The organism is Curtobacterium sp. MCBA15_004, from assembly GCF_001865055.2.
In the GTDB taxonomy this organism is placed as follows: domain Bacteria; phylum Actinomycetota; class Actinomycetes; order Actinomycetales; family Microbacteriaceae; genus Curtobacterium.
This window is the reverse complement of the sequence record NZ_CP126266.1, coordinates 2686177-2709602: the sequence shown is the minus strand read 5'-3', so window position 1 is coordinate 2709602 and position 23426 is coordinate 2686177. Positions and strand designations below refer to the sequence as shown.

Below are 23426 nucleotides of genomic sequence, written 5' to 3'. Positions count from 1 at the left end.
TCGGACTCCTCGTGCGCTCAGGCCCGCGCGGCGGCGGCCGCGGGGACGGACTCGGCGGTGGACGACGCGGCCGACGACGCGGCCGACCCGGACGCCGCCGCGGTCGTGGGCGCGCTGAGGGACGGGACGATCGAGACCTTGACGCTCGCGCCGGCCGAGTCGCCGACCAGGTCGAGCGCCTGCTGGAAGTCCTCGAGCGGGAACTGGTGCGTGCAGATCTCGTCCATCGGCAGCGTCCCGGACTCGAGCAGCTTGATCGCCGCGGGCCAGGTGTGCGGTCCGAGGTGGGCGCCGCGCACGTCGAGCTCCTTGTCGTCGGAGATGATCGACCAGTCGACCGAGACGGCGTCCTTGAAGACCGAGTACTCGACGAACGTGCCGAGCTTCCGCAGGAGGTCCAGGCCCTGGGGGACCGCGGACGGGTGCCCGGTGGCCTCGATGTACACGTCGGCGCCGTAGCCGTCGGTGAGCTCCTTCACGCGGGCCACCGCGTCCTCCCGGGCGATGTTGATCGTGACGTCGGCACCGACCTTGCGGGCCAGGTCGAGCTTCGCGTCGACGACGTCGAGGGCGACCACCCGCAGCGGGTTCTTCTGGCGGGCGCCCGCGATGGCGGAGAGACCGATCGGGCCCGCGCCGGCGATCACCACGGTGTCGCCGAACCGGATCTCGCCGCGCTCGACGGCGTGGAAGGCGCAGGAGAGCGGCTCGGCGAAGGCGGCGACCTGGCCGGGCAGCGCACGCGAGACGGGGTGGGTCAGGGCCCGCGTCGGGACGAGCACGTACTCGGCCATCGCGCCGTCGAAGCCCTTGAAGCCGAACATGTCGTGCACGGCGCACATCCAGTAGGAGCCCTCGAGGCAGTACCGGCACTCCCAGCACGGCACGATCTGCTCGCATGCGATCCGGTCGCCGAGCGCCAGGCCGCGCTTCGCCAGGGCCGCGTCGTCGGCGGCGACGACGGTCCCGACGAACTCGTGCCCGGGGACGCGGTCGGTCTCGGCCCACGCGGCGCGGTGCTCGTCGCCCCAGAACTTCGCGGCGCCGTGCCAGCACTTCAGGTCGCTCGCGCAGATGCCCACGGCGTCGGTGCGGAGGAGCAGTTCGCCCGGACCGGGCGTCGGCACCGGGCGCTCCTCGAGGCGGTAGTCGCCGGGTCCGTGCACCACCACGGCGCGCATCGCCGTCGGGATCGTGGCGGTGACGGTGTCCGCGTGGGCGGTCGTCGTGGTCGGTGTCGCTGGGGTACCGGTCGTCGTCGTCGACATGCGCTGTTCCTCCGTTGGTCAGCCGGGCTGGGCCCGTTCCGATGGTTCGGCGACGACTGTACACCCGACGGAACCGTTGTCCAGCACACAATTTCTGCTACGGTTCTGCCCACCACCGACGCAAGGGAGCGACCAGCATGACCACCGACCTCGACGCCGCACTCCGCCCCGGGCCCGACTCCGTCGACCTGACGAACGACCTCTCCGGACGCACCGCTGTCGTGACCGGTGGGGCCTCCGGGATCGGTCTCGCGATCGCCCGGGCCGCCGCCGCGCGGGGAGCCCGGGTCGCGATCGTCGACGTGCACGAGGACGGTGCACGCCGGGCCGCCGACGCACTGTCCGGTGCCGGGGAGAGCGCGCACCTCGGGGTCGGGTGCGACGTCACCGACGACGCCTCGGTGGCCGCCGCGGTCGACACGGTCGTCGCCGCCACGGGCCGGGTCGACGTGCTCGTGAACTGCGCCGGCATCGTCGCGCTCGACGCCGCCGAGGACCTCTCGGCCGCCGCGTGGAGCCGGACGCTCGACGTCAACCTGACCGGGACGTTCCGGGTCGCGCAGGCCGTCGGCCGGCACATGCTCGCCGCCGGGTACGGCCGCATCGTGAACATCGCGTCGCAGGCGGCGCACGTCGGTCTCGACCGGCACGCGGCCTACTGTGCGTCGAAGGCCGGCGTGCTCGGGCTGACGAAGGTGCTCGCGCTCGAGTGGGGCGGGCGCGGCGTCACGGTGAACACGGTGTCCCCGACCGTCGTGCTCACCGACCTGGGCCGCGCGGCCTGGGCGAACGAGGCCGGCCTGCGGCACCAGGACGAGATCCCGACCGGCCGCTTCGCCACCCCGGACGAGGTCGCCGCGGCCGTGCTGTTCCTGGCGAGCGAGGCGGCGGGCATGGTGAACGGCGCGGACCTCCGCGTCGACGGCGGGTTCACGATCCGCTGAGCGACGGCCGGACTAGCATCGCGGTGTCCGATCGATCGAAGGGTCCCGCAGCATGTCCTCCGAGAGCACGACCGGAGCGGAGGGCACCCGGCCCCGCTTCCCGCTCGACACCGTGTACCAGGCCGCGCGGATGTACTACCTCGAGGACGCCACCCAGGTCGAGATCGCCTCGCGCCTCGGGGTCTCCCGCCCCACGGTCAGCCGGCTCGTCGCCGAGGCCCGCCGCGCCGGACTCGTCCGCATCGAGGTCGTCGACCCGTTCCAGGACGAGACCGTCGCGCTCGCCGAACGCCTGACGGTCGTGCTCGGGCTGCGGGCCGTGCACCTCGCGGCCGTGACGCACGGGGCGACGCTCGGCGCCGACCTCGCGGCGCCCATCGCCGCCGCGGTCGACGGCATGGGGCTCGTCCCGGGCGACGCGGTCCTGATGAGCTCGGGGCGGACCGTGTACGACGTCGCGCACGCCGGGATGCCGCCCCTCGCTGGTGTGCAGCTCGTCCCGACCGTGGGCGGCCAGGCCGACCCGATGCCCTGGTTCCAGACGAACGAGATCACCCGCACCGCTGCCGAGCACTCGGGCGCGATCCCGGCCTTCCTGTTCGCGCAGGCGCTCCCGAGCGAGGCGATGCGGGCCTCCCTCGACGAGGACCCGGCGTTCCAGCACGTCGTGGGCCTCTGGAGCCGGGCGAAGGGCGCGATCCTCGGCATCGGCGCGCCGACCCCGACGCGGGACGCCCTCGCCCGGGGCATCCCGGTCGAGGACGCCGTGTTCGACCAGGCCGCCGGCGACGTCTGCCTGAACTTCTACGCCGCCGACGGCTCGGCGATCGAGTTCCCGGGGAGCGAGCGCATGGTCCGTACCTCGCGGGAGATCCTGGCCGGTGTGCCGCACGCCGTCGGGGTCGCGGTCGGCACGGCCAAGGTGCCGAGCATCATCGGGGCGGTGCGTGCCGGTCTCGTCAACGAACTCGTCACCGACGCGGTCACCGCGCGCGCCCTGCTCGACACGCTCGCCTGACGCGCGGGCCCGCCCGGACCGGCCGGTCGGCTCGACACACGGTCCCGGTCGGGGCCGGCCACACGCCCTGCTCGACACGCGGACCCGGTCGGGACCGGCCACACGCCCTGGTCGACACGCGCAGCACCCGGACCGGTCACTCCGGCTGCTGCGCGTCCACGGCCGGCCAGGCCGGGAACGGGTCCGCCCACGAGCGCCACAGCGCCGGGCCGGCGAGCAGTTCGGCCGGGGTCAGCAGCGCGGTGTCGAGCGCGCGCTCGATGCCGTGCACGTCGAGCCGTTCGCCGACGAACCAGATCGCCTGCCCGATCGGGGCGTCCGCGTCCCACGACGGGTTCGCGGTCGGGTCGAGGGCGAGCATCGCCCCGAAGCTCGACCACGACCCGACGTGGTCCGGTCGGGACGCCAGACGGAAGAACCCCCGCGACCGCAGCACCCGTCCGTTCACCCCGGCGGCGAGGTCCTCGGCGATGACCGTCGCGAGTCGTCCGGGGTGGAAGGGCAGCGGTTCCCGGTAGCGGAGCGTCACCAGGTCGTCGCACGGCGCACGCCCGCTGTCGGTCCGCCCGGCGTCGGTCGACAGCGCGCGCATCCACCCGGCGCCGGAGGCCAGCAGCCGCGCCGCTCCGCCGTTCGATGCGGGGAGGTCGGCGGCCGACCGGACGGTGTGCCGGGCGACGATCGCCGCGTGCGGTGCGAGGCGGTGCAGGAGTGCGACGAGTGCCCGTCGGCGCCGACCCGAGAGCGGCTCCATGCGGTCCAGCACGACGACCGTGGCGTACTCGACCACCGTGGTGACCCGGTCGGCGGCGACGAAGGCGTCGTCGACGTCGGACCACAGCAGGTGCGCGACCTCGTCGGCCCGCAGGACCGCGACGACGTGCCGCAGCACGCGGTCGTCACCGGTCTCGGAGCGGGCGGCGTTCGCCAGGAGCATGCCGACCGCGCGGACGTCGGTTCCTGGGCTCGTGCTGACGACGAGCCCGTGGTCGGCGTCGGGCCCGCACACCCGGTCGAGCTGGTCGGCGCGGGCGGCGATCGCGCGCGCCGCGGCGAACGCGGTGCCCGACACGTGCATGCGGTGTCCGAGGGCGATCCGGGACGCGACCTGGTCGGCGTCGACGTCGTGCAGCGCGGAGACGAGGGTGATGGCGGCGGGACGCATGTCCGGTACCCTACATGACAACCGTTCTCAACAAGAGGGCATCGACCAGGAGGAACCCGTGAAGGTCCGCAACTCGCTCAAGGCACTCAAGCAGGTCCCCGGCTCGCAGGTCGTCCGTCGCCGCGGACGCGTGTACGTCATCAACAAGCGTGATCCCCGGTGGAAGGCGCGGCAGGGCTGACGTCACCGGCGGTCCGTAGGGTGGCCGCATGCGACTCCTGCTCATCCGCCACGGCCAGACCCCCGCGAACGTGCACGGCATCCTCGACGCCGAGGTCCCCGGCCCCGGCCTGACCGAGCTCGGGCAGCGGCAGGCCGCCGCGCTGCCGGTGGCGCTGGCCGACCGGGGCATCGAGCGCCTGTTCGTCTCGTCGATGGTGCGGACGCAGCACACGGCCGCGCCGCTCGCCGCCGCGCTCGGGATCGAGCCGGTCGTGCTCGACGGCCTCCGCGAGATCGAGGCCGGCGACACGCAGGGCAAGTCGGACCGGGTGTCGGTCCAGATGTACATCTCGACCGTGCACGGCTGGTCGGCCGGCGACCGCGCGAGCCGCATGCCCGGTGCGGAGAGCGGCGAGGAGTTCTTCGCCCGCTACGACGACGCGATCGCCCGGGTCGAGGCGTCCGGGGCGGCCGTCGCGGCGGTGGTCAGCCACGGCGCGGCCATCCGGACCTGGGCGTGCGCGGTCGCGCAGAACACCCCCGACGACTTCGGCACGAAGCGGCACCTCGAGAACACCGGGATCGTGGAGCTCGAGGGGTCGACCGCCGACGGGTGGCGCCTGGTGGACTGGGAGGGCGAGCCGGTCGGCGGCGAGGACCTCGTCGACCGGACCGCGCAGGACCCGACGGGCGAGCGCTTCTAGCGATCGCACGACCGCGCGGGCTGCGCGACCGCGCGGGCTGCGCGACCGCGTGGACGGCGCGCCCGCCTGGACGGCGCGACCGCGCCCGCCCGCCGGACGCAACCGGACGACGGACGGGAGGCGCGGTGCCAGCCGGCACCGCGCCTCCCGTCCGTCGTGTGGACGCGACCCGACTACGCGGGCTGCGCCGTCGTGTGCAGCGGCACGATCACGCCGTGCGACTCGCGCAGCACGTCGAGCGTGCGCTGGACCTCGTCCGCGCGCTCCTCGGTCGTCCAACCGAGCGACCCGGCGAGCACGTCCGCCAGCTCGTCGAGCAGGTCGATCGTGACCCCGCCGACGAACGCGAGGTTCGTGCGACGCAGCACGACGTCCACCAGGTGGACGGCCTGCTCGTGCTCGGCGAAGTACGCCACCTCGGCGCGGGTGAGCGACGGCTCGGACTCGAGCGGCTCGACCGGGCCGTCGACCAGGACGTCCACGACCTCGGCGGCACGGGTGCCGTAGCGCTCGAGCAGCCCCTCGACGAGCTGCGGGTCGAGCCCGTCGCGGTGCGAGGTGATCCACAGGTCGCGCTGCGCGTCCGTGGTCGGGAAGTCCTTCCCGCCACCGATCGGCATGCCGGTGGTGTCGACCGTGCGGGCGACGCCGAGCTTCGTGGTGGCCTCGGTCGACAGGTGCGCGGCGAGGGCGCGGAACGTGGTCCACTTGCCGCCGACGAGCGACAGCACGGTGCTGTCCGGCAGGCCGGCGATCGGGGTGTCGACGATCCGGTAGTCGCGGGACACGAAGCCGGGGGCGGTGTCCTCGTGGCGGGGGAGCGGCCGGATGCCCGAGTAGCTGTAGACGATGTGGTCGCGCGTGACCTCGATCTGCGGGAACACGTGCTTGACCAGGCCGAAGAAGTAGTCGATCTCCTCCTCGGTCGTGGTGACCGGCTTCGACGGGTCGGCGTCGATGTCGGTCGTGCCGATGAGCACCCGGCCCTTGAGCGGGTAGATGAGCACGATGCGTCCGTCGTCGTTCTCGAAGAACAGCTCGCGGCCCTTGGTGGCCTCGAGGAGCTCGTCGTTGTGCACGACGATGTGGGAGCCCTTGGTGCCGCCCATGAACTTCGTCTCGCCGCCGAACGCCTGGTTCGTGAGGTCGGTCCACGGCCCGGAGGCGTTGATGACGACGTCGGCGTGGAACGCGAACTCCTCGCCGGTCTCGCGGTCGCGCAGCAGGACGCCGCCGTCGCGGGTGCCAGCGGCCTCGACGTAGTTCGTCGCTCGCGCGGTGCTCGCCGAGCCGGTCCCGGTGCCGGCGGCGAGGCCGTCCTTGAGCACGTCGAGCGCCAGGCGCTCCGGCTCGTGGACGGACGCGTCGTAGTAGGTGCCCGTGTACTTCAGGTCCTTGTTGAGCGCCGGCATGTCCTCGAGCGCAGCCTTCTTGGTGCGGAAGACGTGCTTCGGGACCGAGCCGCCGTCGCGCGAGAAGGAGTCGTAGATCGTCATGCCGATCTTGATGAGCATCGCGCCGCGCTCCTTGGTGGAGCGCTGCTTGTGCGTGAGCATGCGCAGCGGGGCGTTCATGATGCCGGAGAACGTCGAGAAGATCGGCATCGTCGTCTGGAGCGGCTTGACGTAGTGCGGGGCGATGCGGATGAGGCCGTTGCGCTCCTGCACGCTCTCGCGCACCAGGCGGAACTCGCCGTTCTCGAGGTAGCGGATGCCGCCGTGGATCATGTGGCTCGACGCGGCCGAGGCGCCGCCGGCGTAGTCGCCGCGCTCGACGAGCACGACGTCGACGCCCTGCAGGGCGAGGTCGCGGAAGGTGGCGATGCCGTTGATGCCGCCACCGACGACGAGGACCTGTGCGGTCGGTCGCTCGGTGAGCGCCGTCACGGTGTTCCGGGGCTGCGTCTTCTTCGACATTGGTGCGTCGCTTCCTTGGGTCGGTTCCGTGGGTCGACTTCGATGGTGCGCCTGCTCGGGAGGGCGGGCAACACGCGTGCACGAACGTGCAGGACAGGTGTCGTCCGGCCCGGCAGGTGGCCGGGAGAGCGGTCTGGAGGCGCGACAGGGGTTGCAGAGGCCGTGCACGTCCGTGCATGCTCGGTTCCCATGAGCGACGCTGCGCAGCCGATGCGGACCCAGCAGGCGCTGCGCGCCGCACACCTCTACTACCTGCAGGACCTGACGATGGACGCCATCGCCGACGAGCTCGCGACCTCGCGATCGTCGGTGTCGCGTCTGCTGAAGTACGCCAGGGACACCGGGCTCGTCGACATCCAGATCCGGTCGCCCCTCGACCAGGCCGCGGCGCTGAGCCGGAACATCCGGGCGCGGTACGGGGTGCACGCGCACGTCGTCCCGGTGCCCGACCACACGAGCGACGTCGACCGGCTGGAGCGGGTGGCCCTGTCCGCCGCGCGGATCCTCACGCAGTACGTCGAGTCGAACATGGTCGTCGGCATCTCGTGGGGGTCGACCGTGAGCGCGGTGAGCCGGTACCTCGTGCCGAAGACCACGCACGGGTCGACCGTCGTGCAGATCAACGGCGCCGCGAACACCCGCACGACCGGCATCGTCTACGCCTCCGAGATCCTGCGGCGGTTCGGCGAGGCGTACGGCGCGTTCGTGCAGCAGTTCCCCGTCCCGGCGTTCTTCGACGACCCGGCCACCAAGGAGGCGCTGTTCCGCGAACGCTCGATCCGACGGGTCCTCGACCTGCACGAGCGGATGGACCTCGTCGTGTTCGGCGTCGGTGCCCCGCAGGCCCCGGTGCCGTCGCACGTGTACTCGGGCGGGTACCTCGACCCCGAGGACCGCGACGAGCTCGCCGAGGCCGGCGTGGTCGGGGACGTCTCGACGGTGTTCTACCGGGCCGACGGCTCGTGGAAGGACATCGGGGTGAACGCCCGCGCGGGCGCTCCCGACCTCGACACGATCAAGCGCGCCCCGCGCCGGGTCTGCGTCGTCGCTGGCCGGTCGAAGGCGGCCTCGTTGAAGGGGGCGCTGGCGGCCGGACTGGTGACCGACCTGATCCTGGACGAGAGCGTCGGGCAGGCGATCCTGCAGCCGTGACCGGCGTGACCCGGCGGGTCCGGGCACCCCACCTGCGTCAGGGTCTGACCGACTTTGTCGGTGGCTCCTCCTAGGCTCCGGTGCATGGTGCCTTCCCGCGAGACCCGTCAGCCGGCGACGGCTGCTGCGCGCCCTGCGTCACCCGCCCCGGGCCCGGCGTCGGCCGGTGCCGCGGTGTCCGCGACCGCGGGCACGGACCCGTCCACCGACGGCTCACCCCGCTACTTCCGCCGACTCGTCGGCACCGACGTCGACGAGGCGCTCGCCTTCTTCACCGGCGACTACGACTTCACCGCACCGCGCGTCCGCCGCACCCGTCCGCAGCCCCAGTGGGACTTCGCGGGCGTCGGCGACGACCGCATGTCGCTCCGGTCGTCGCGGTTCCTGGTCGACCTGCGCACCGAGAGCCGCGTCGACGACGAGTTCGTCATCGCGTGGATGCGCAGCGGCTCGAGCACGATCACGTACCGCGGGCAGGCGTTCGAGCTCGAGCCCGGCGTGCCGGTGGTCCTGCCGTTCGCCGACACCTACGAGCTGCACCACCGCGACATCGGCCTCAACCTCGTGCAGCTCGACCGCGACTTCGTCCGGAGCGTCGTCGGGGACGAGGACTTCGCGTTCGAGCCGATGCGACGGCCCACCAGCGAGGGCATCCGCGCGTGGCAGGCGGTCGTCCGGGCGCACTCGGCGACCTGGCTCGACCGGACGCACGACCTGACCCCGACCGCCCAGCGCGCGATCGCCGAGTCCTTCGTGACCGCCGCGGTCGAGGCGTTCCCGCACCGGGACCGCTGGCGTTCGGCGGTGTCCGGGAACGGTCCGGAGCACGACCGCCTCCGTCGGGCGCTCGACTACGTGCACGCCCACGCGCGCGACCCGATCGGTACGCCCGAGATCGCCGCGGCGGCCGGCCTGAGTCCGCGTGGGCTCCAGCAGTCGCTGCGCCGACACCTCGACCAGACCCCGGGCGACCTGCTGCGCGGTGTCCGACTCGACGGCGCCCGGGGCGACCTGCTCCGCGGTGACCGGGACGGCACGAGCGTGGCGGACGTCGCACGAGCGTGGGGCTTCGGGCACCTCGGCCGGTTCTCGGCGACGTACCGCGCACGGTTCGGCGAACTGCCGAGCGAGTCGCTCCGGACGCGCTAGCCGGCTCCGGGCACCCGCTCGCCGAACTCCGTCGCACCGAACGGCCTCCGGGTGAGCAGATGTTCGGATGAGGCGTTGCCGGGTCGAACGGCGTCGCATCGTGGGCTCACCTGCACCGCCCACGAAGGAGTCCGTGATGCTGATCGGCGTCCCCACCGAAGTCAAGAACAACGAGTACCGCGTCGCGGCGACCCCGGCGGGCGTCGGCGAGCTGTCCCTGCACGGCCACGAGGTCCTCGTGCAGGCCGGGGCGGGCGAGGGCTCGTCCTTCACCGACGACGAGTACCGCGCTGCCGGCGCGACCGTCGTCGACACCGCCGCCGAGGTCTGGGCGCGCGCCGAGCTGGTCCTCAAGGTGAAGGAACCGGTCGCCGCGGAGTACGCGTCGATCCGACCCGGACAGGTGCTCTTCACGTACCTGCACCTCGCCGCCGACCGCCCGTTGACCACCGCGCTCGTCGAGTCCGGCGCCACCGCGATCGCGTACGAGACCGTGCAGCTGCCCGACCGCTCGCTGCCGCTGCTGTCGCCCATGTCCGAGATCGCCGGGCGCCTGTCCGTGCAGGTCGGCGCGTACCACCTGATGCGCACGAACGGCGGCCGCGGGCTGCTGCTCGGCGGGGTTCCCGGGACGCCGCGCGGCCGCGTCGTCGTGATCGGCGGCGGCGTCGCGGGGGAGCACGCGGTCACGATGGCGCTCGGCCTCGGCGCCGAGGTCACCGTCTTCGACATCAGCCTGCCGCGGCTCCGAGCGCTCGACGCCCGCTTCGACGGTCGGGTCACGACCCTGCGATCGTCCTCGCACGCGATCGCCGAGGCGCTGCAGTACGCCGACCTCGTCGTCGGTTCGGTGCTCATCCCGGGGGCGTCCGCGCCGAAGCTCGTGACCGACGCGATGGTCGCCGACATGCGCCCGGGTTCGGTGCTCGTCGACATCGCGATCGACCAGGGCGGCTGCTTCGAGGGCTCCCGGCCGACCACGCACGACGAACCGACCTTCCGGGTGCACGACGCGGTGTACTACTGCGTCGCGAACATGCCGGGCTCGGTGCCGCGCACGAGCACGATCGCGCTGACGAACGCCACGCTGCCGTACGCCCTCGCGATCGCCGACCAGGGCTGGGAGCGCGCGACCGCGGCGGACCCGGCGCTCGCGAAGGGCGTGAACGTGCACGCGGGCGAGGTCGTCAACGAGGCGGTCGCCGCTGCCCACGGCCTGACGCCCGCCGCCGCCCGCTGACCCGGGGCGGCCACCGCCGCCGACCACCTCGCGGGAGCGACACTTCGCGCCCGCCGACTTCCGCACCGACGAGTCCGCGAAAGCGACACTTCGCGCCTCCGGGCGCTCGTCATGCACGCGGAAGCGACAGTTCCCCGCCGACCATCGGCGGGGAACTGTCGCTTTCGCGTGGTCGGCCGCGGCCCTCGCGTCACCGGTTGTCGCTCTCGCGTGACCGGCCGCGGCCCTCGCGTGACCAGCCGGCCGCCGGCGGCAGCCGCCCGCCTACGCCACCCGTGCCCGGGGGCGGGCGGCCGAACGGCCGCCGACCCAGCCGACGCGCGTGCGCACCACGAGCGTCGTGACGACCACCGCGGCGACCGCGACCACCGCGGCCACCGCCGTCGGCACGGACACGAGCGGCCCGTCGAGCCGACCGACCGCGACCCACGCGAGCCCCCACGCGATCGACAGCGTCGGCGCGATCCGACCGCCGTCCCACACCGCGAGCAGCACGCCGACGAGCCCGGCGACGAGCGCGACCGCCACACCCCAGAGGTCCTCCCCGAGCCCGAAGCCCCGGAAGCCCGCGGCCGACAGCACCGCGGCGGTGTTCGCCGCGGTCGCGACGCACAGCCACCCGAGGTAGAGCCCGAAGGTCCCGTCGGTGAGCACCCGTTCGACGAGGCCCGACCCGGAGGCCGTCCCCGCGGCCGGGTTCCGCCGCAGCACCACGAACGTCCAGACGAGCACCACGAGCAGCGCGACGATGACCGGTTCGCTCAGCCACAGCGCGCCGAACTGCACGGACAGGATCCACGCGGCGTTGAGCAGCAGGGACAGCGTTGCCGGCAGGGCGATCGCACGGTGCCGGGCGTCGTCGGCGGTGCGGAAGCACTGCCGCACCGCGTACGCGACCAACCCGAGGTAGATGACGCTCCAGATCGAGAACGCCGGTCCGTCGGGCGCGATGGCCGTCGACGACGCCGAGAGTGCCCCGCCGGACGCCTGCGCGATCGGCGTCCCGACCACCGCGCCGGATCCGAGGAAGCCGCCGACCACCGCGACGACCGCGCTCGCCGCGACCACGATCCTCCAGGCCTTGCCCATGTCCACTCCCATCGTCAGCATGCTGATGACCTGGACCGTAGGCCGTCCGCCCGACCGCGCGCGCAGCGCGCGCCCAGCCTGCGGGGGACGACCGGAGCCGGACCCGGTGTCCGCGTCCGGACGCGCCCCGGCAGGGAACGGGCTCCCCGGACACGACGGGCGGGACGGAAGGCGCGACCCACCCCCGCGGGCGCGTCCCGTCCGCGCGTGGCCGGCCGTGCGTACGGTGGCCAGCGTGACCGTCGAGCTCAACACCGTCTACGTCGACCGGATCGCGCCGATCGTCTGCCCCTCGCTGGAGACCACCTTCCGCATGGTGGGGGAGGAGGGCGCGACCGCGTGCATCGTGCTGCACCGCCCCGACGCGCAGGAGCTCGGCGACGTCGCGGTCGCACTCGGCCTGCACGAGCTCGCGGTCGAGGACTCGGCCGAGGGGCACCAGCGCCCGAAGCTCGAACGGTACGGCTCGACGCTGTTCGCGGTCCTCAAGCCCGCGGTGTACCACGACGACCGCGAGGAGGTCGAGTTCGGCGAGGTGCACGCGTTCGTCGGCAGCGACTTCTTCCTGGCGGTCGTGCCCGCCGACCCGCGCGGTCCGCAGGCGGTGCCCCGGGCCCTGCAGCGGATGAGCGGCAAGCCGGGCCTCGTGACGGTCGGCCCGCAGGCGCAGCTCTGGGCGCTCATGGACTCGATCGTGGACGGGTACGCCCCGGTGATCGACGGGCTCGAGGAGGACATCGACCAGATCGAGGACCAGCTGTTCGCGGGCGTCCCCGGCGTCTCGAAGCGCATCTACGAGCTGTTCGGCGAGGTCGTCGACTTCCAGCGGGCCGCACGACCCCTGATCGGCATGATCGAGAACCTGCACCGCGGCGCCGAGAAGTACCACCTGCCGGTCGAGATGCAGCGGCGGTTCCGGGACGTGCTCGACCACGCCATCCGCACGGTCGAGCGGCTCGACACGTTCCGGCAGCTCCTGCAGAACGCCCTGACGGTCGACGCGACCCTGGCGGCGCAGAAGCAGAACGACGACACGAAGCGGATCTCGGGCTGGGCGGCGATCCTGTTCGCGCCGACGCTCATCGCGGCGATCTACGGCATGAACTTCACGCACATGCCCGAGCTCAGCTGGACGTGGGGCTACCCGCTGTCGATCGTCGCGATGGTGCTCTTCGCGGTCGTCCTGTACGTCGTATTCAAGGTGAAACGCTGGTTCTGACCCTCCCGGCGGCGCGGCCGCCGTCCGGGCACCGCCATCCCTGACCGGGTGCCGCCATCCCTGACCGGGCACCGCCATCCCTGACCGGGCGCCACCATCCCTGACCGGGCACCGCGGCCCGGTCCGGGCGCCGCGGTTCCCGTCGCGTTGGCGCGTCGGGTTGCGGGAGCGCTCCCAGACCGGCGAGGCTCGTCCTGTCACCGCCGCCGACAGGAGCAACGATGCCCACCGACACCACCCCCGCGCCGACCTCGGGGATCGTCCACCTGACCGCAGGGGGCGTGTCCCTCGTGCTCGACTGCCGCGACGCCGCCCTGCCCGCCGTCCTGCACTGGGGTGCGGCGCTCGGTGACCTCGACGACACCGCGCTCGCAGCGATGGCCGCGGCCGACGTGATGCCGGTCGCCCCGAACGAGATGGACGTGCCGGTGCGCCTCGCCGTGCTGCCGGAGCCGCACCGCGGCTGGACCGGACGCCCCGGACTGTCCGGGCACCGGGACGGTCGGGACTGGTCGCCCGCGTTCACGGTCACGGCGCTCGAGGTCACGGACACCGCGGTCGTCGCCGACGCCGAGGACCGGACCGCCGGGCTCGCCGTGCGGGTCACGGTCGAGGTGCTCGTCTCCGGGCTCGTCCGCGCGCGTGCCGCCGTGACGAACACGGGCGAGGGTGTCTACACGGTCGAGGACCTCACGGTCGCGCTGCCCGTCCCGCCCCGCGCCCGCGAGGTCCTCGACTTCGCCGGCCGCTGGGGCAAGGAGCGCACGCCGCAGCGCCGGGCCCTGGTCGTCGGGACGCACGAGCGCGACAACCGCAAGGGCCGCACGGGCTCCGACGCCGCGACCGTCCTGAGCGTCGGCGAGCCCGGCTTCGGCTTCGCCCGCGGCGAGGTCTGGGGCGTGCACACCGCGTGGAGCGGCAACCACCGCCACCTCGCGGAGCGCCTCGCGACCGGGCGCCAGGTCGTCGGCGGCGGCGAACTGCTCCTGCCCGGCGAGGTGCGGCTCGCACCGGGCGGGACCTACGAGGGCCCCTGGGTGTACGGCGCCTACGGCGACGGCCTCGACGACCAGGCGCGCCGGTTCCACCGCTGGCTCCGGAGCCGCCCGCAGCACCCGACCTCGCCGCGCCCGGTCACGATCAACGTCTGGGAGGCCGTGTACTTCGACCACGACCTGGCCCGGCTGACCGACCTCGCCGAGCGCGCCGCACGACTCGGGGTCGAGCGGTACGTGCTCGACGACGGCTGGTTCCGGCACCGCCGCGACGACCACGCCGGGCTCGGTGACTGGTACGTCGACGAGGACGTCTGGCCCGACGGCCTCGGGCCGATCGTCGACCGCGTCCGTGCGCTCGGCATGCAGTTCGGGCTGTGGTTCGAGCCGGAGATGGTGAACGAGGACAGCGACCTCGCCCGCGCGCACCCCGAGTGGATCATGCAGGCCGACGGTCGCCTGCCGGTGCGCTCCCGCGACCAGCAGGTGCTCAACCTCGCGATCCCCGAGGCCTTCGCGTACGTGCTCGAGCGGATGACGGCCGTGATCGGGGAGTACGGCGTCGACTACGTCAAGTGGGACCACAACCGCGACCTCGTCGAGGCCGGCCACCCCGGGGGCGGCGCCGCCGTGCACGAGCAGACCCTGGCGACGTACCGGTTGATGGCGACGCTCAAGGAGCGGTTCCCGGCGCTCGAGATCGAGTCGTGCTCGTCGGGCGGCTCGCGCGTCGACCTCGGCGTGCTCGAGCACACCGACCGGGTCTGGGTGTCCGACGACATCGACCCGGCCGAGCGCCAGGAGATGCACCGCTGGACGCAGCAGCTGCTCCCGCCCGAGCTCCTCGGCGCCCACGTCGCGAGCGGCCGGAACCACACGACCGGACGCGTCCACGACGTGTCGTTCCGCGCCGGGACCGCGCTCGTCGGGCACTTCGGCATCGAGTGGGACCTGACCCTCGCGACCCCGGACGAGGAAGCCGTGCTCGCCGAGTGGATCGCCCTGCACCAGCGGTGGCGCGCCCTGCTGCACGGCGGGGACCTCGTCCGTGTCGACGAGGTCGACCCGACCCGCCGCGTGTACGGCGTCGTCGCACCCGACCGGCGGGAGGCCGTGTTCTTCCTCGCGAGCGTCGGCCGGTCCGAGGTGTCGGGCACCGGCCCGATGCTGTTCCGCGACCTCGACCCGGACACGCGGTACCGCGTCGACCCGGTCGTCCTCGGCGACGCCCACCTGGTCACGCCGCCGGCGTGGTGGAGCGGCGACCGCACGGCCACCGGACGCGTGCTGCAGACCGTCGGACTGCAGGTGCCGCTGCTGCCGGCCGACTGCGTGGTGCCGTTCCACGTCACGGCCGTCTGACCGCGACGGGGCGGACGGGAGGCGCGTGCCGGGCCCACCCCGTCCCTCCCGTCGTCCCCGCGGGGCGGACGGGAGGCGCGTGCCGGGCCCGCCCCGTCCCTCCCGTCGTCCCCGTGGGGCGGACGGGAGGCGCGTGGCGGGCCCGCGCCGTCCCTCCCGTCCGTGACGCGGTCGCCCCCGGCGACCCCCGGCGGGCCGGTAGGCTTCCCGGCATGCCGCAGACCGGAACCGCGACACGCACGTCCACGCCGGTCTGGGCCGTCAAGCTCGGGGTGGTGACCGCCCTCGTCGGCCTCGCGGGCGGCGTCGCCGGCATCACGGTCTGGCTGGCGCTGCAGCTCATCCAGTTCGTCGCGTTCGGGTACCCGTTCGGCGGACACCTCGAGGCGGCCGATGCGCCGTCCGGGTGGAACCGGTTCCTCGCGCTCGCCGCGGCCGGTGTCCTCACGGGCGTGGCCTGGTGGGCGCTCCGACGCTGGGGGCGGCCGGTCGTCTCCGTGCCCGCCGCGGTGGGCGGGAAGCGGATGCCGGCGCTGGCGACCCTCGCGAACGCGGGGGTGCAGATCCTCGCGGTCGGGCTCGGCGCCTCGATCGGCAAGGAGGTCGCCCCGCGCGAGGTCGGGGCGTGGCTCGCCCAGGTCGTCACCGTCAAGGCCGGGCTGACCGACCGCGAGCGGAAGATCCTCGTCGCGTGCGGTGCCGCGGCCGGTCTCGCCGCCGTCTACGACGTCCCGCTCGGCGGCGCGCTCTTCGCGGTCGAGGTGCTGCTCGGCGAGCTCACCTTCGCCACCGCGCTGCCCGCCTTCGCCACGAGCGCGATCGCCGCGGTGACCGCCCGGCTCGTGATCCCCGACGAGGTGCTGTACCACGTGCCGGCCACGCACCTTTCGCCGTCGCTGCTCGTGTGGGCGGTGGTCGTCGGCCCGCTCCTGGGCTTCGCCGGGGTCGGGTTCGTGAAGCTCACGAACCGGTTGCAGGCGACCGCGCCGAAGGGGTGGCACCTGCTCGTCGTGCTGCCGGTCGTCTTCGCGATGGTCGGCCTCATCGCCGTGCCGTTCCCCGACATCCTCGGCAACGGACGCGCGCTCGGGCTCGTCGCGATGAACGCGACGACGAGTGCGCCCGACTTCGCGGGGGTCGGCCCGATCGTGTTCCTGCTCCTCCTCGCCGTGCTCCGCACCATCACGACGTCGGCGACGATCGGCGCCGGTGCCGTGGGCGGGACGCTCACCCCGTCGATCGCGATCGGCTCGGCGGTCGGTGCGGCCCTCGGCGGTGCGTGGGTGCTGCTCTGGCCCGCGGACGGCTCGACGCTCGTGTCCTTCGCGTTCGTCGGGGCGGCGGCGTTCCTCGCAACGACCATGCGGGCGCCCTTCACCGCGCTCGTGCTCGTCGTCGAGTTCACCCAGGAGGGCACGGACGTCCTCGTGCCGTCCATGCTCGCGGTCGCCGGCTCGGTCGCGGTCGGGTACCTGCTCGCCCGGCGGCGCAGCGCGCAGATGACCTGACGCTCCGTGGTGCGGGACCGCCGGACGTCGCGGGGGCGGTCGGCCCGACGCGGGCGTCGTGGGTCGGTCGGCCCGACGCGGTCGTCGTGGGGCCGCTCTGACCGACGCGGACGTCGCGGGGTCGGTCGGCCTAGCATCGGCGGCAGCGCGGGGTGCACCGCTCCGCCCCACGACGAGGAGGGCACGATGGCCGGGTTCGACGACATCACCAAGAAGGCACAGCAGTTCCTGCAGGACGGCAAGGTGCAGGACGCCCTGAAGAGCGAGAAGGCCGAGGGCATCAGCGACAAGGTGCTCGACGGGGTCGCCGACGCGGTCAAGAAGGCCACCGGGGGCAAGTACGACGACAAGATCGACGGCGCCCGCGACACCGCGGACGAGCACATCGGCAACCAGTAGGCCGTCCGCGCGGGGACCGGCCGCGCGGTCGGTGTCCGCTCTGGGCGATTGGACGCGGGGGCCGTCGGGGACCACGATTGTGTGGTGACCGACGCCCCCGCTCCGCACGTGCCGACCCGGCCACTGACCGCCGCCGAGGTCGAGGCGATCCGCCGGGACTTCCCGATCCTGCACCAGGAGGTCAACGGCGCCCCGCTCGCGTACCTCGACTCCGGGGCCACCGCCGAGCGGCCCGTGCAGGTCCTCGACGCCGAGCGCCGGTTCCTCGAGCGCGACAACGCCGCCGTGCACCGCGGTGCCCACACGCTCGCGGCCCTGGCGACCGACGCCTACGAGGACGCCCGTGCCACCGTCGCCCGCTTCGTCGGGGCGTCGAGCCCGTCCGAGGTCGTCTGGACCGCCAACGCCACCGACGCGCTGAACCTCGTGGCGTACGGCATCGCCAACGCCAGCCGCGGCCGCGGGGGAGCGGCCGCCGAGCGCTTCCGCATCGGACCCGGCGACGAGCTGCTCGTCACCGAGGCCGAGCACCACGCCAACCTCGTGCCGTGGCAGGAGCTCGCCGCCACCACCGGTGCGACCCTGCGATGGGTGCCCGTCGCCGACGACGGCACCTGGACCGCCGACGACATGGTCGGGATGATCGGGGAGCGCACCCGGGTCGTCGCCTTCGCGCACGTGTCGAACGTGACCGGCATGGTCGCCCCGGTCGCCGAGGTCGTCGCCGCCGCGCACGAGCACGGCGCCCTCGTGGTCCTCGACGCCTGCCAGTCCGCACCGCACCGTCCGCTCGACGTCCGCGCGCTCGACGTCGACTTCGCCGCGTTCTCCGGGCACAAGATGCTCGGCCCGAACGGCATCGGCGTGCTGTGGGGCCGGCGCGAGCTCCTCGACGCCCTGCCGCCGTTCCGCACGGGCGGCTCGATGATCACGACCGTCACGATGGAGTCGTCGGACTACCTGCCCGCCCCCGAGCGCTTCGAGGCCGGCACGCAGCCCGTGTCGCAGGCGGTCGCGCTCGCCGAGGCGGTCCGCTACCTCGAGCGCATCGGCACCGACCGGGTCCGCGACCACGAGGAGGCCCTGGCGCAGCGCATGCTCGAGGGGCTCGCGACGGTCCCCGGTGTCCGCGTGGTCGGGCCGCCCGTCGGGGTGCCCCGGTCCGGGCTCGTCGCGTTCGACGTCGCGGGCGTGCACGCGCACGACGTCTCCCAGTACCTCGACGCGCAGGGCATCGCGGTGCGGTCGGGCCACCACTGCGCCCAGCCGCTGCACCGCCGACTCGGCCTGACCGCGACGAGCCGGGCGAGCACGTACGTGTACACGACCGACGAGGACGTCGACCGCTTCGTCCGGGCCGTGGCCGAGGTGCGGGGCTACTTCGGGGCGGACGACACGGCCCACCCCGCGGCCGGCACCACCGGGGAGGACCGCGCATGAGCTCCCTCGACGCGCTCTACCAACAGGTCATCCTCGACCACGCGAAGGCGCGGCACGGCCACGGGCCGCTCACCGACGCCGATGCCGAGCACTTCGAGCGGAACCCCACGTGCGGCGACGAGATCACCGTGCGGGTGCGGCTCGAACCGGGCACGGACCGGATCGCCGCGCTCGCGTGGGAGGGCGACGGGTGCTCGATCTCGATGGCGTCGGCCTCGGTGCTGACCGACATGGCCGTCGGCCGGACGGTTCCCGAGCTCCTCGCGCTCACCGAGGCGTTCCGCGAGATGATGCGGTCGCGCGGCGCGGGGGAGCCCGACGAAGACGTGCTCGAGGACCTCGTGGCGTTCCACGGCGTCTCGAAGTTCGTCATGCGCGTGAAGTGCGGGATGCTCGCGTGGGTCGCGGCCGAGACGGCGGCGCAGCAGGCGCTCGCCCGCTGACGCCGGCCCGCCGTCAGGCGTCGATCGCGGCGAGCACGACGGGGTCCACGCAGCCCGCGGCGAACCCCCGGATCCGGCGGTCGATGTCCCGCTGCAGCACGACCGTGCCGATCCGTTCGGCGATCGGCGCGAGCCAGGCCGGGCGGCACGTGAAGTTGTAGCGCCAGACCGCGAGCGTGTGGTCCGGCCGGTCGGGGACGGGGGTGAAGCGCCAGCCGCCGCCCATCTTCTCGAAGAACCACGAGCCCTTCGTCATCTTCATCCCGACGTTCGACGGCGGGTTGTACGACACGTACTCGCTCTCCATCGCGAGCCCGAACCGCTGCACCGTGTACGTCCGGACGCCCTTCGCGGGCACGGTCGCGTCGATCAGGTGCTGGCGGCGGATGAACGGGTCCCAGCGCTTCCGGGTCGCGCCCTGGGTCTGCGACACCGCGAACGCGACCTCGACCGGGACGGGGACGGTGACGCGCGACTCGACGACGGGCATGTCGCCATCGTGCCAGGTCGGGTCCGCCGCCGGTCGTGTCACACGGCGTCGCGGTGCGTCACGGATCGTCACCGTCCGTGACCGGACCGTCCCGGGCGTCGTACGGTCGCGGCGTGACCCCGACGAACGAGCCCGCGCCCCGGCAGATCCGCTTCAACGCGTTCGACATGAACTGCGTCGCGCACCAGTCCTCCGGGCTGTGGCGCCACCCCCGCGACCGCTCCCGCAGCTACCGGGACCTGTCGTACTGGACGGACCTGGCCCGCACGCTCGAGGCCGGGGCCTTCGACGGGATCTTCATCGCCGACGTGCTCGGGACCTACGACGTGTACGGCGGCTCGAACGAGGCCGCGCTGCGGACCGGGTCCCAGGTGCCGGTGAACGACCCGATCCTGCTGGTGTCCGCGATGGCCTCGGTCACCGAGCACCTCGGCTTCGGCATCACCGCGGGCACCGCCTACGAGCACCCCTACCCGTTCGCGCGCCGTGTGTCGACGCTCGACCACCTGACGAAGGGCCGCGTCGGCTGGAACGTCGTCACGGGCTACCTGCCGAGCGCCGCACGGAACATGGGGCAGACGGACCAGCTCGGCCACGACGACCGCTACGACGTCGCGGACGAGTACCTCGAGGTCCTCTACAAGCTGTGGGAGGGGTCGTGGGAGGACGACGCCGTGGTCGAGGACCGCGCGTCCGGCGTCTTCACCGACCCGGCGAAGGTGCACCCGATCGAGCACCACGGCCGGCACTTCGACGTCCCGGGCATCCACCTGTCCGAGCCGTCGGTGCAGCGCACCCCGGTGATCTACCAGGCGGGCGCATCGCCGCGCGGCATCGCGTTCGCCGCCGACCACGCCGAGGCGATCTTCGTCGGGGCGCCGACGCTGCCGCAGCTCGCCGCGACCGTGCGCAGGATCCGGGACGCGCTCGAGGCCGCCGGGCGCGACCGGTACGCCGCGAAGATCTACACACTCCTGACCGTGATCACCGACGCGACCGACGAGGCCGCCCAGGCGAAGTACGAGGACTACCTGTCGTACGCCTCCGAGCTCGGCGCGCTCGTGCTGAACTCCGGCTGGATGGGCGTCGACCTGTCGCAGTGGGACCTCGACGAGCCGCTCGGCGACGTCGAGTCGAACGCGATCCAGTCCGCGGCGGCGAACATCTCCGCCGCCACGGGCGAGGACGGCACCGCGTGGACGATCCGCGACCTCGCCCGGCACACCGCGATCGGTGGGCTCGGTCCGGTGGCCGTCGGCGGGGGAGCGACCATCGCCGAGCAGTTGCTCGACATCCAGGCGCAGACCGACGTCGACGGGTTCAACCTGGCCTACGCGGTGACCCCGGGCACGTGGGAGGACGTCATCGAGTTCGTCGTCCCGGAGCTCCGCGCACGCGGCGCCTACCCCGAGGGCTACACGCCGGGGTCGCTCCGGCACAAGCTGCACGGCCGCGGGGACCGGCTGCCCGAGGAGCACCGGGGTGCCGGGTACCGCGTCGGCGCCCGCGCGACCACCTGACCCGGTCGGCGGGGCGGCCCGGCGTAGGGTGGAACGGTGATCGGGTCGTCCTTCGTCGTGCGGACCGCGGACGACGAGACGACCGCGGTGGCCTGCACCGAGCTCTGGGTCGCCGCCGTGGCAGCACGGGACGGGCAACCGCCGTCGGACGCGGTGCGGGAGCGTGCCCGCGACAAGTTCGCCGCGGACCGCGTCGCCCTGGTCGTCGCCGACGCGGGCCCGCGCCCCGACGGCACCCGTGACGGCACGGCGCCGGTCGCTGGCTTCGCCCTCGTGTCGGCCCCCGGTACCGGTGGCGGCCCGGCGAGCGACGCCGCGTACCTCAGCCTGCTCGCCGTCGCGCCGCACGCGCAGGGGCACGGTCTCGGCCGACGCCTGCTCGCCGCCGCCGTCGAGGCAGCCGCAGCGGCCGGCCACGACCGCTGCGAGCTGCACGCCCTCGACGACAACGCCCCCGCGGTCGCGCTCTACCGCAGCGCCGGGTTCGCGCCCGTCGGCCCGCCGTTCCCGCACCCCCTGAGCGGCCGTCCGACCCGGGTCTGGCGGACCGGACCCGAGCCGGTCAGGTAAGGCGAACCTCACCAGGAAACCCCCGGTCAGGGCAGCCTTCCCTTGCTGGCGCGATCCCCCGGACGGTGGTTCGATGGCCGACATGTCGACCGCAACGGACCTCTCGCTCCCCGTCTCCGAGCACGACGACGCCGCGAGCGCCGCCCGCCTCAACTGGCTCCGTGCCGGGCTGCTCGGCGCCAACGACGGCATCGTCTCGGTCGCCGCCGTCCTCGTCGGTGTCGCGGGTGCCGGGGCGAGCACCGGTCCGGTCGTCGCCGCCGGCACCGCCGCGCTCGTGGGCGGTGCCGTGTCGATGGCGCTCGGCGAGTACGTCTCGGTCAGCGGAGCGCGCGACGCGCAGCGCACCGGCCAGGCGGCGCAGCAGGCCCAGCTCGAGGCCGACGCCGAGGACGCACCCACCCTGGCCGCGCACTACCGGTCGCTCGGCGTCGACGACTCGGTGGCCGACGCCGTGGCACGCGAACTGACGCGGCCCGAGGTCCGTCGACGTCGGGCCGCCGCCGCCCTGCGCGACGCCGAGGACGAGGTCGTCAGCCCCTGGCGTGCGGCCTGGGTCTCCGCGGCGACCTTCACGGTGGGCGCCCTGCTGCCGTTCGTCGCGCTGCTGCTCGCCCCCGAGGGCCTCCGCGTCCCCGTCACGGTCGTCGCCGTGCTCGTCGCACTCGCGGTGACCGGCACGACCGGCGCGACGCTCGGCGGCGCACGCCGCGGTCGCGCGGCCGCGCGGGTGCTCGTGGGCGGCGCGCTCGCGCTCGCCGCGACCTACGCGGCGGGCGCGCTGCTCGGGACGCACGCGTTCTGACGGGCGCACCCCGGAGGCCGGACGGGAGGCCCGGACCACCGCAGCGGACGGGCTGCGGTGATCCGGGCCTCCCGTCCGTCGGTCCGCCCCGCGAGTCGGCGCGCGTCTCGGGTGGACCGACCGCGTCCCGCCGGGCGGAGCCCGTCGCCGTCGACGGCAGGACAGGTGTCAGGGCGCCGGGCTGAGCAACCGGACCTGGTCGACGTCCGGCCACGGCGCCCACTTCGGGCGCGGGGCGTGCAGCAGGTACGGCTGCGGCGTCGGGTAGGTGACCAGTTCGAGCGTCGACCCCCACGGGGTGCGGGTGTACACGAAGCGGTTGCCCTCGCCGGCCTCCACGCCGCGCAGCGGTCGGGGGTCGGCGTTCCGGACGCCGCCCGCGGCCTCGACCCGTGCGAGCGCGGCGTCGAGGTCGTCGGCGTACAGGGCGAGGTGCTGCCAGCCGAGGTCGGACGGGGCCGCGGCGTCGCGCTGCTCGGGACCGGCGTACTCGAACAGCTCGAGGCCGGGACCCTCCGGGAACGCGAGCATCCGGATCGCCCCCTGCGCCATCGACGACGGGATGCCGAGGTAGCGGTGCGCCTCCGGGGTGCCGTTGACCGGTTCCCAGCGCGACCGGACGTCGTACAGGACGACGGCGTCGAAGGCCGCCACGAAGAACGCGGTCGCGGCGTCGACGTCGGGCACGGTGACGCCGACGTGGTCGATCCTGATGCCCCTGGTCATCCCCCGATGATCCCCACCGGGGAGCGGGACCGGACCGTCCCGGGACCCCGGCTGCGCCATCGGTGCGGCAAGCCGCAGAGGCTGTGGCCCCGCTCAGGCGCGGCGGACCGGGGACCGGTCGGAACGGGCGTTCCAGACCGGA

The 23426-nt window shown here is 73.9% G+C and carries 22 protein-coding genes; 16 read left to right on the top strand and 6 right to left on the bottom strand.

Features of this window, described 5'->3' with window-relative positions; genetic code table 11:
- Positions 1 to 17: 17 nt before the first annotated feature.
- Entirely contained in the window at positions 18 to 1268 is a 1251-nt protein-coding gene (locus QOL16_RS12785) for a zinc-binding dehydrogenase (RefSeq protein ID WP_083394851.1), read from the bottom strand.
- 137 nt (positions 1269 to 1405) lie between these two features.
- On the opposite strand from QOL16_RS12785, the gene QOL16_RS12780 reads away from it, so the two are divergent.
- Positions 1406 to 2212 carry a GolD/DthD family dehydrogenase gene (locus QOL16_RS12780; RefSeq protein WP_071245565.1) on the top strand — a complete coding sequence of 269 codons (807 nt, stop codon included), beginning with the start codon at positions 1406 to 1408 and terminating at the stop codon, positions 2210 to 2212.
- 52 nt (positions 2213 to 2264) lie between these two features.
- Positions 2265 to 3230, top strand: coding sequence for a sugar-binding transcriptional regulator (locus QOL16_RS12775; RefSeq protein WP_071281984.1), 966 nt, complete (start codon positions 2265 to 2267; stop codon positions 3228 to 3230).
- 136 nt (positions 3231 to 3366) lie between these two features.
- Here QOL16_RS12775 and QOL16_RS12770 read toward each other — a convergent pair whose 3' ends face one another.
- A complete protein-coding gene (locus QOL16_RS12770; RefSeq protein ID WP_071245569.1) occupies positions 3367 to 4395 on the bottom strand; it encodes a GTP-binding protein in 1029 nt (342 codons plus the stop codon).
- Between the two features lie 58 nt (positions 4396 to 4453).
- On the opposite strand from QOL16_RS12770, the gene ykgO reads away from it, so the two are divergent.
- Together ykgO and QOL16_RS12760 are read left to right on the top strand one after the other, a co-directional pair.
- Positions 4454 to 4576 carry a type B 50S ribosomal protein L36 gene (gene ykgO, locus QOL16_RS12765; RefSeq protein WP_065963431.1) on the top strand — a complete coding sequence of 41 codons (123 nt, stop codon included), beginning with the start codon at positions 4454 to 4456 and terminating at the stop codon, positions 4574 to 4576.
- Between the two features lie 28 nt (positions 4577 to 4604).
- Positions 4605 to 5261 carry a histidine phosphatase family protein gene (locus QOL16_RS12760; protein WP_071281982.1) on the top strand — a complete coding sequence of 219 codons (657 nt, stop codon included), beginning with the start codon at positions 4605 to 4607 and terminating at the stop codon, positions 5259 to 5261.
- A gap of 173 nt (positions 5262 to 5434) precedes the next feature.
- Here QOL16_RS12760 and QOL16_RS12755 read toward each other — a convergent pair whose 3' ends face one another.
- Positions 5435 to 7177, bottom strand: coding sequence for a glycerol-3-phosphate dehydrogenase/oxidase (locus QOL16_RS12755; RefSeq protein ID WP_071245573.1), 1743 nt, complete (start codon positions 7175 to 7177; stop codon positions 5435 to 5437).
- Between the two features lie 189 nt (positions 7178 to 7366).
- On the opposite strand from QOL16_RS12755, the gene QOL16_RS12750 reads away from it, so the two are divergent.
- The 3 genes from QOL16_RS12750 to ald all read left to right on the top strand — a co-directional run bounded on the left by QOL16_RS12750 (position 7367) and on the right by ald (position 10718).
- Positions 7367 to 8329: a sugar-binding transcriptional regulator gene (locus tag QOL16_RS12750; protein ID WP_065963424.1), complete on the top strand. Its 963-nt coding sequence runs from the start codon at positions 7367 to 7369 to the stop codon at positions 8327 to 8329.
- Between the two features lie 84 nt (positions 8330 to 8413).
- Positions 8414 to 9478, top strand: a complete 1065-nt coding sequence (locus QOL16_RS12745; RefSeq protein ID WP_083395118.1) for an AraC family transcriptional regulator — start codon at positions 8414 to 8416, stop codon at positions 9476 to 9478.
- Between the two features lie 136 nt (positions 9479 to 9614).
- Positions 9615 to 10718: an alanine dehydrogenase gene (gene ald / locus QOL16_RS12740; protein WP_071285102.1), complete on the top strand. Its 1104-nt coding sequence runs from the start codon at positions 9615 to 9617 to the stop codon at positions 10716 to 10718.
- 264 nt (positions 10719 to 10982) lie between these two features.
- Here ald and QOL16_RS12735 read toward each other — a convergent pair whose 3' ends face one another.
- Positions 10983 to 11828: a tryptophan-rich sensory protein gene (locus tag QOL16_RS12735; protein ID WP_254780305.1), complete on the bottom strand. Its 846-nt coding sequence runs from the start codon at positions 11826 to 11828 to the stop codon at positions 10983 to 10985.
- A gap of 214 nt (positions 11829 to 12042) precedes the next feature.
- Here QOL16_RS12735 and QOL16_RS12730 point away from each other — a divergent pair, with 214 nt between their 5' ends.
- The 6 genes from QOL16_RS12730 (at position 12043) to sufU (ending at position 19173) form a co-directional block, all read left to right on the top strand.
- Positions 12043 to 13026, top strand: coding sequence for a magnesium and cobalt transport protein CorA (locus QOL16_RS12730; protein WP_065963417.1), 984 nt, complete (start codon positions 12043 to 12045; stop codon positions 13024 to 13026).
- A 221-nt stretch (positions 13027 to 13247) separates the two neighbouring features.
- Positions 13248 to 15383 (top strand): alpha-galactosidase, encoded by a 2136-nt coding sequence (locus QOL16_RS12725; protein ID WP_071245579.1) that lies wholly within the window; start codon positions 13248 to 13250, stop codon positions 15381 to 15383.
- Between the two features lie 212 nt (positions 15384 to 15595).
- Entirely contained in the window at positions 15596 to 16891 is a 1296-nt protein-coding gene (locus QOL16_RS12720; RefSeq protein WP_071285104.1) for a chloride channel protein, read from the top strand.
- Positions 16892 to 17077: 186 nt separating this feature from the next.
- A complete protein-coding gene (locus QOL16_RS12715) occupies positions 17078 to 17290 on the top strand; it encodes an antitoxin (RefSeq protein ID WP_065962308.1) in 213 nt (70 codons plus the stop codon).
- 84 nt (positions 17291 to 17374) lie between these two features.
- A complete protein-coding gene (locus QOL16_RS12710) occupies positions 17375 to 18730 on the top strand; it encodes a SufS family cysteine desulfurase (protein ID WP_254780306.1) in 1356 nt (451 codons plus the stop codon).
- Positions 18727 to 19173: a Fe-S cluster assembly sulfur transfer protein SufU gene (gene sufU, locus QOL16_RS12705; RefSeq protein WP_065962310.1), complete on the top strand. Its 447-nt coding sequence runs from the start codon at positions 18727 to 18729 to the stop codon at positions 19171 to 19173. The genes QOL16_RS12710 and sufU overlap by 4 nt, the downstream gene beginning before the upstream one ends.
- Positions 19174 to 19186: 13 nt before the next feature.
- Here sufU and QOL16_RS12700 read toward each other — a convergent pair whose 3' ends face one another.
- Positions 19187 to 19663: an SRPBCC family protein gene (locus tag QOL16_RS12700; protein WP_065962312.1), complete on the bottom strand. Its 477-nt coding sequence runs from the start codon at positions 19661 to 19663 to the stop codon at positions 19187 to 19189.
- A 113-nt stretch (positions 19664 to 19776) separates the two neighbouring features.
- Between QOL16_RS12700 and QOL16_RS12695 the strand changes: the two genes are divergently transcribed.
- From QOL16_RS12695 to QOL16_RS12685, 3 genes are all read left to right on the top strand, one after another.
- The gene (locus QOL16_RS12695; RefSeq protein ID WP_302847145.1) at positions 19777 to 21183 is read left to right on the top strand and encodes an LLM class flavin-dependent oxidoreductase; all 1407 of its coding nucleotides are present in this window, start codon (positions 19777 to 19779) and stop codon (positions 21181 to 21183) included.
- Between the two features lie 36 nt (positions 21184 to 21219).
- The gene (locus tag QOL16_RS12690; RefSeq protein ID WP_071285105.1) at positions 21220 to 21753 is read left to right on the top strand and encodes an N-acetyltransferase; all 534 of its coding nucleotides are present in this window, start codon (positions 21220 to 21222) and stop codon (positions 21751 to 21753) included.
- Positions 21754 to 21835: 82 nt separating this feature from the next.
- Entirely contained in the window at positions 21836 to 22558 is a 723-nt protein-coding gene (locus tag QOL16_RS12685) for a VIT1/CCC1 transporter family protein (RefSeq protein ID WP_139197281.1), read from the top strand.
- 168 nt (positions 22559 to 22726) lie between these two features.
- On the opposite strand, the gene QOL16_RS12680 is transcribed toward QOL16_RS12685, so the two are convergent.
- Positions 22727 to 23284: a VOC family protein gene (locus QOL16_RS12680; RefSeq protein ID WP_065962320.1), complete on the bottom strand. Its 558-nt coding sequence runs from the start codon at positions 23282 to 23284 to the stop codon at positions 22727 to 22729.
- Between the last annotated feature and the right edge of the window lie 142 nt (positions 23285 to 23426).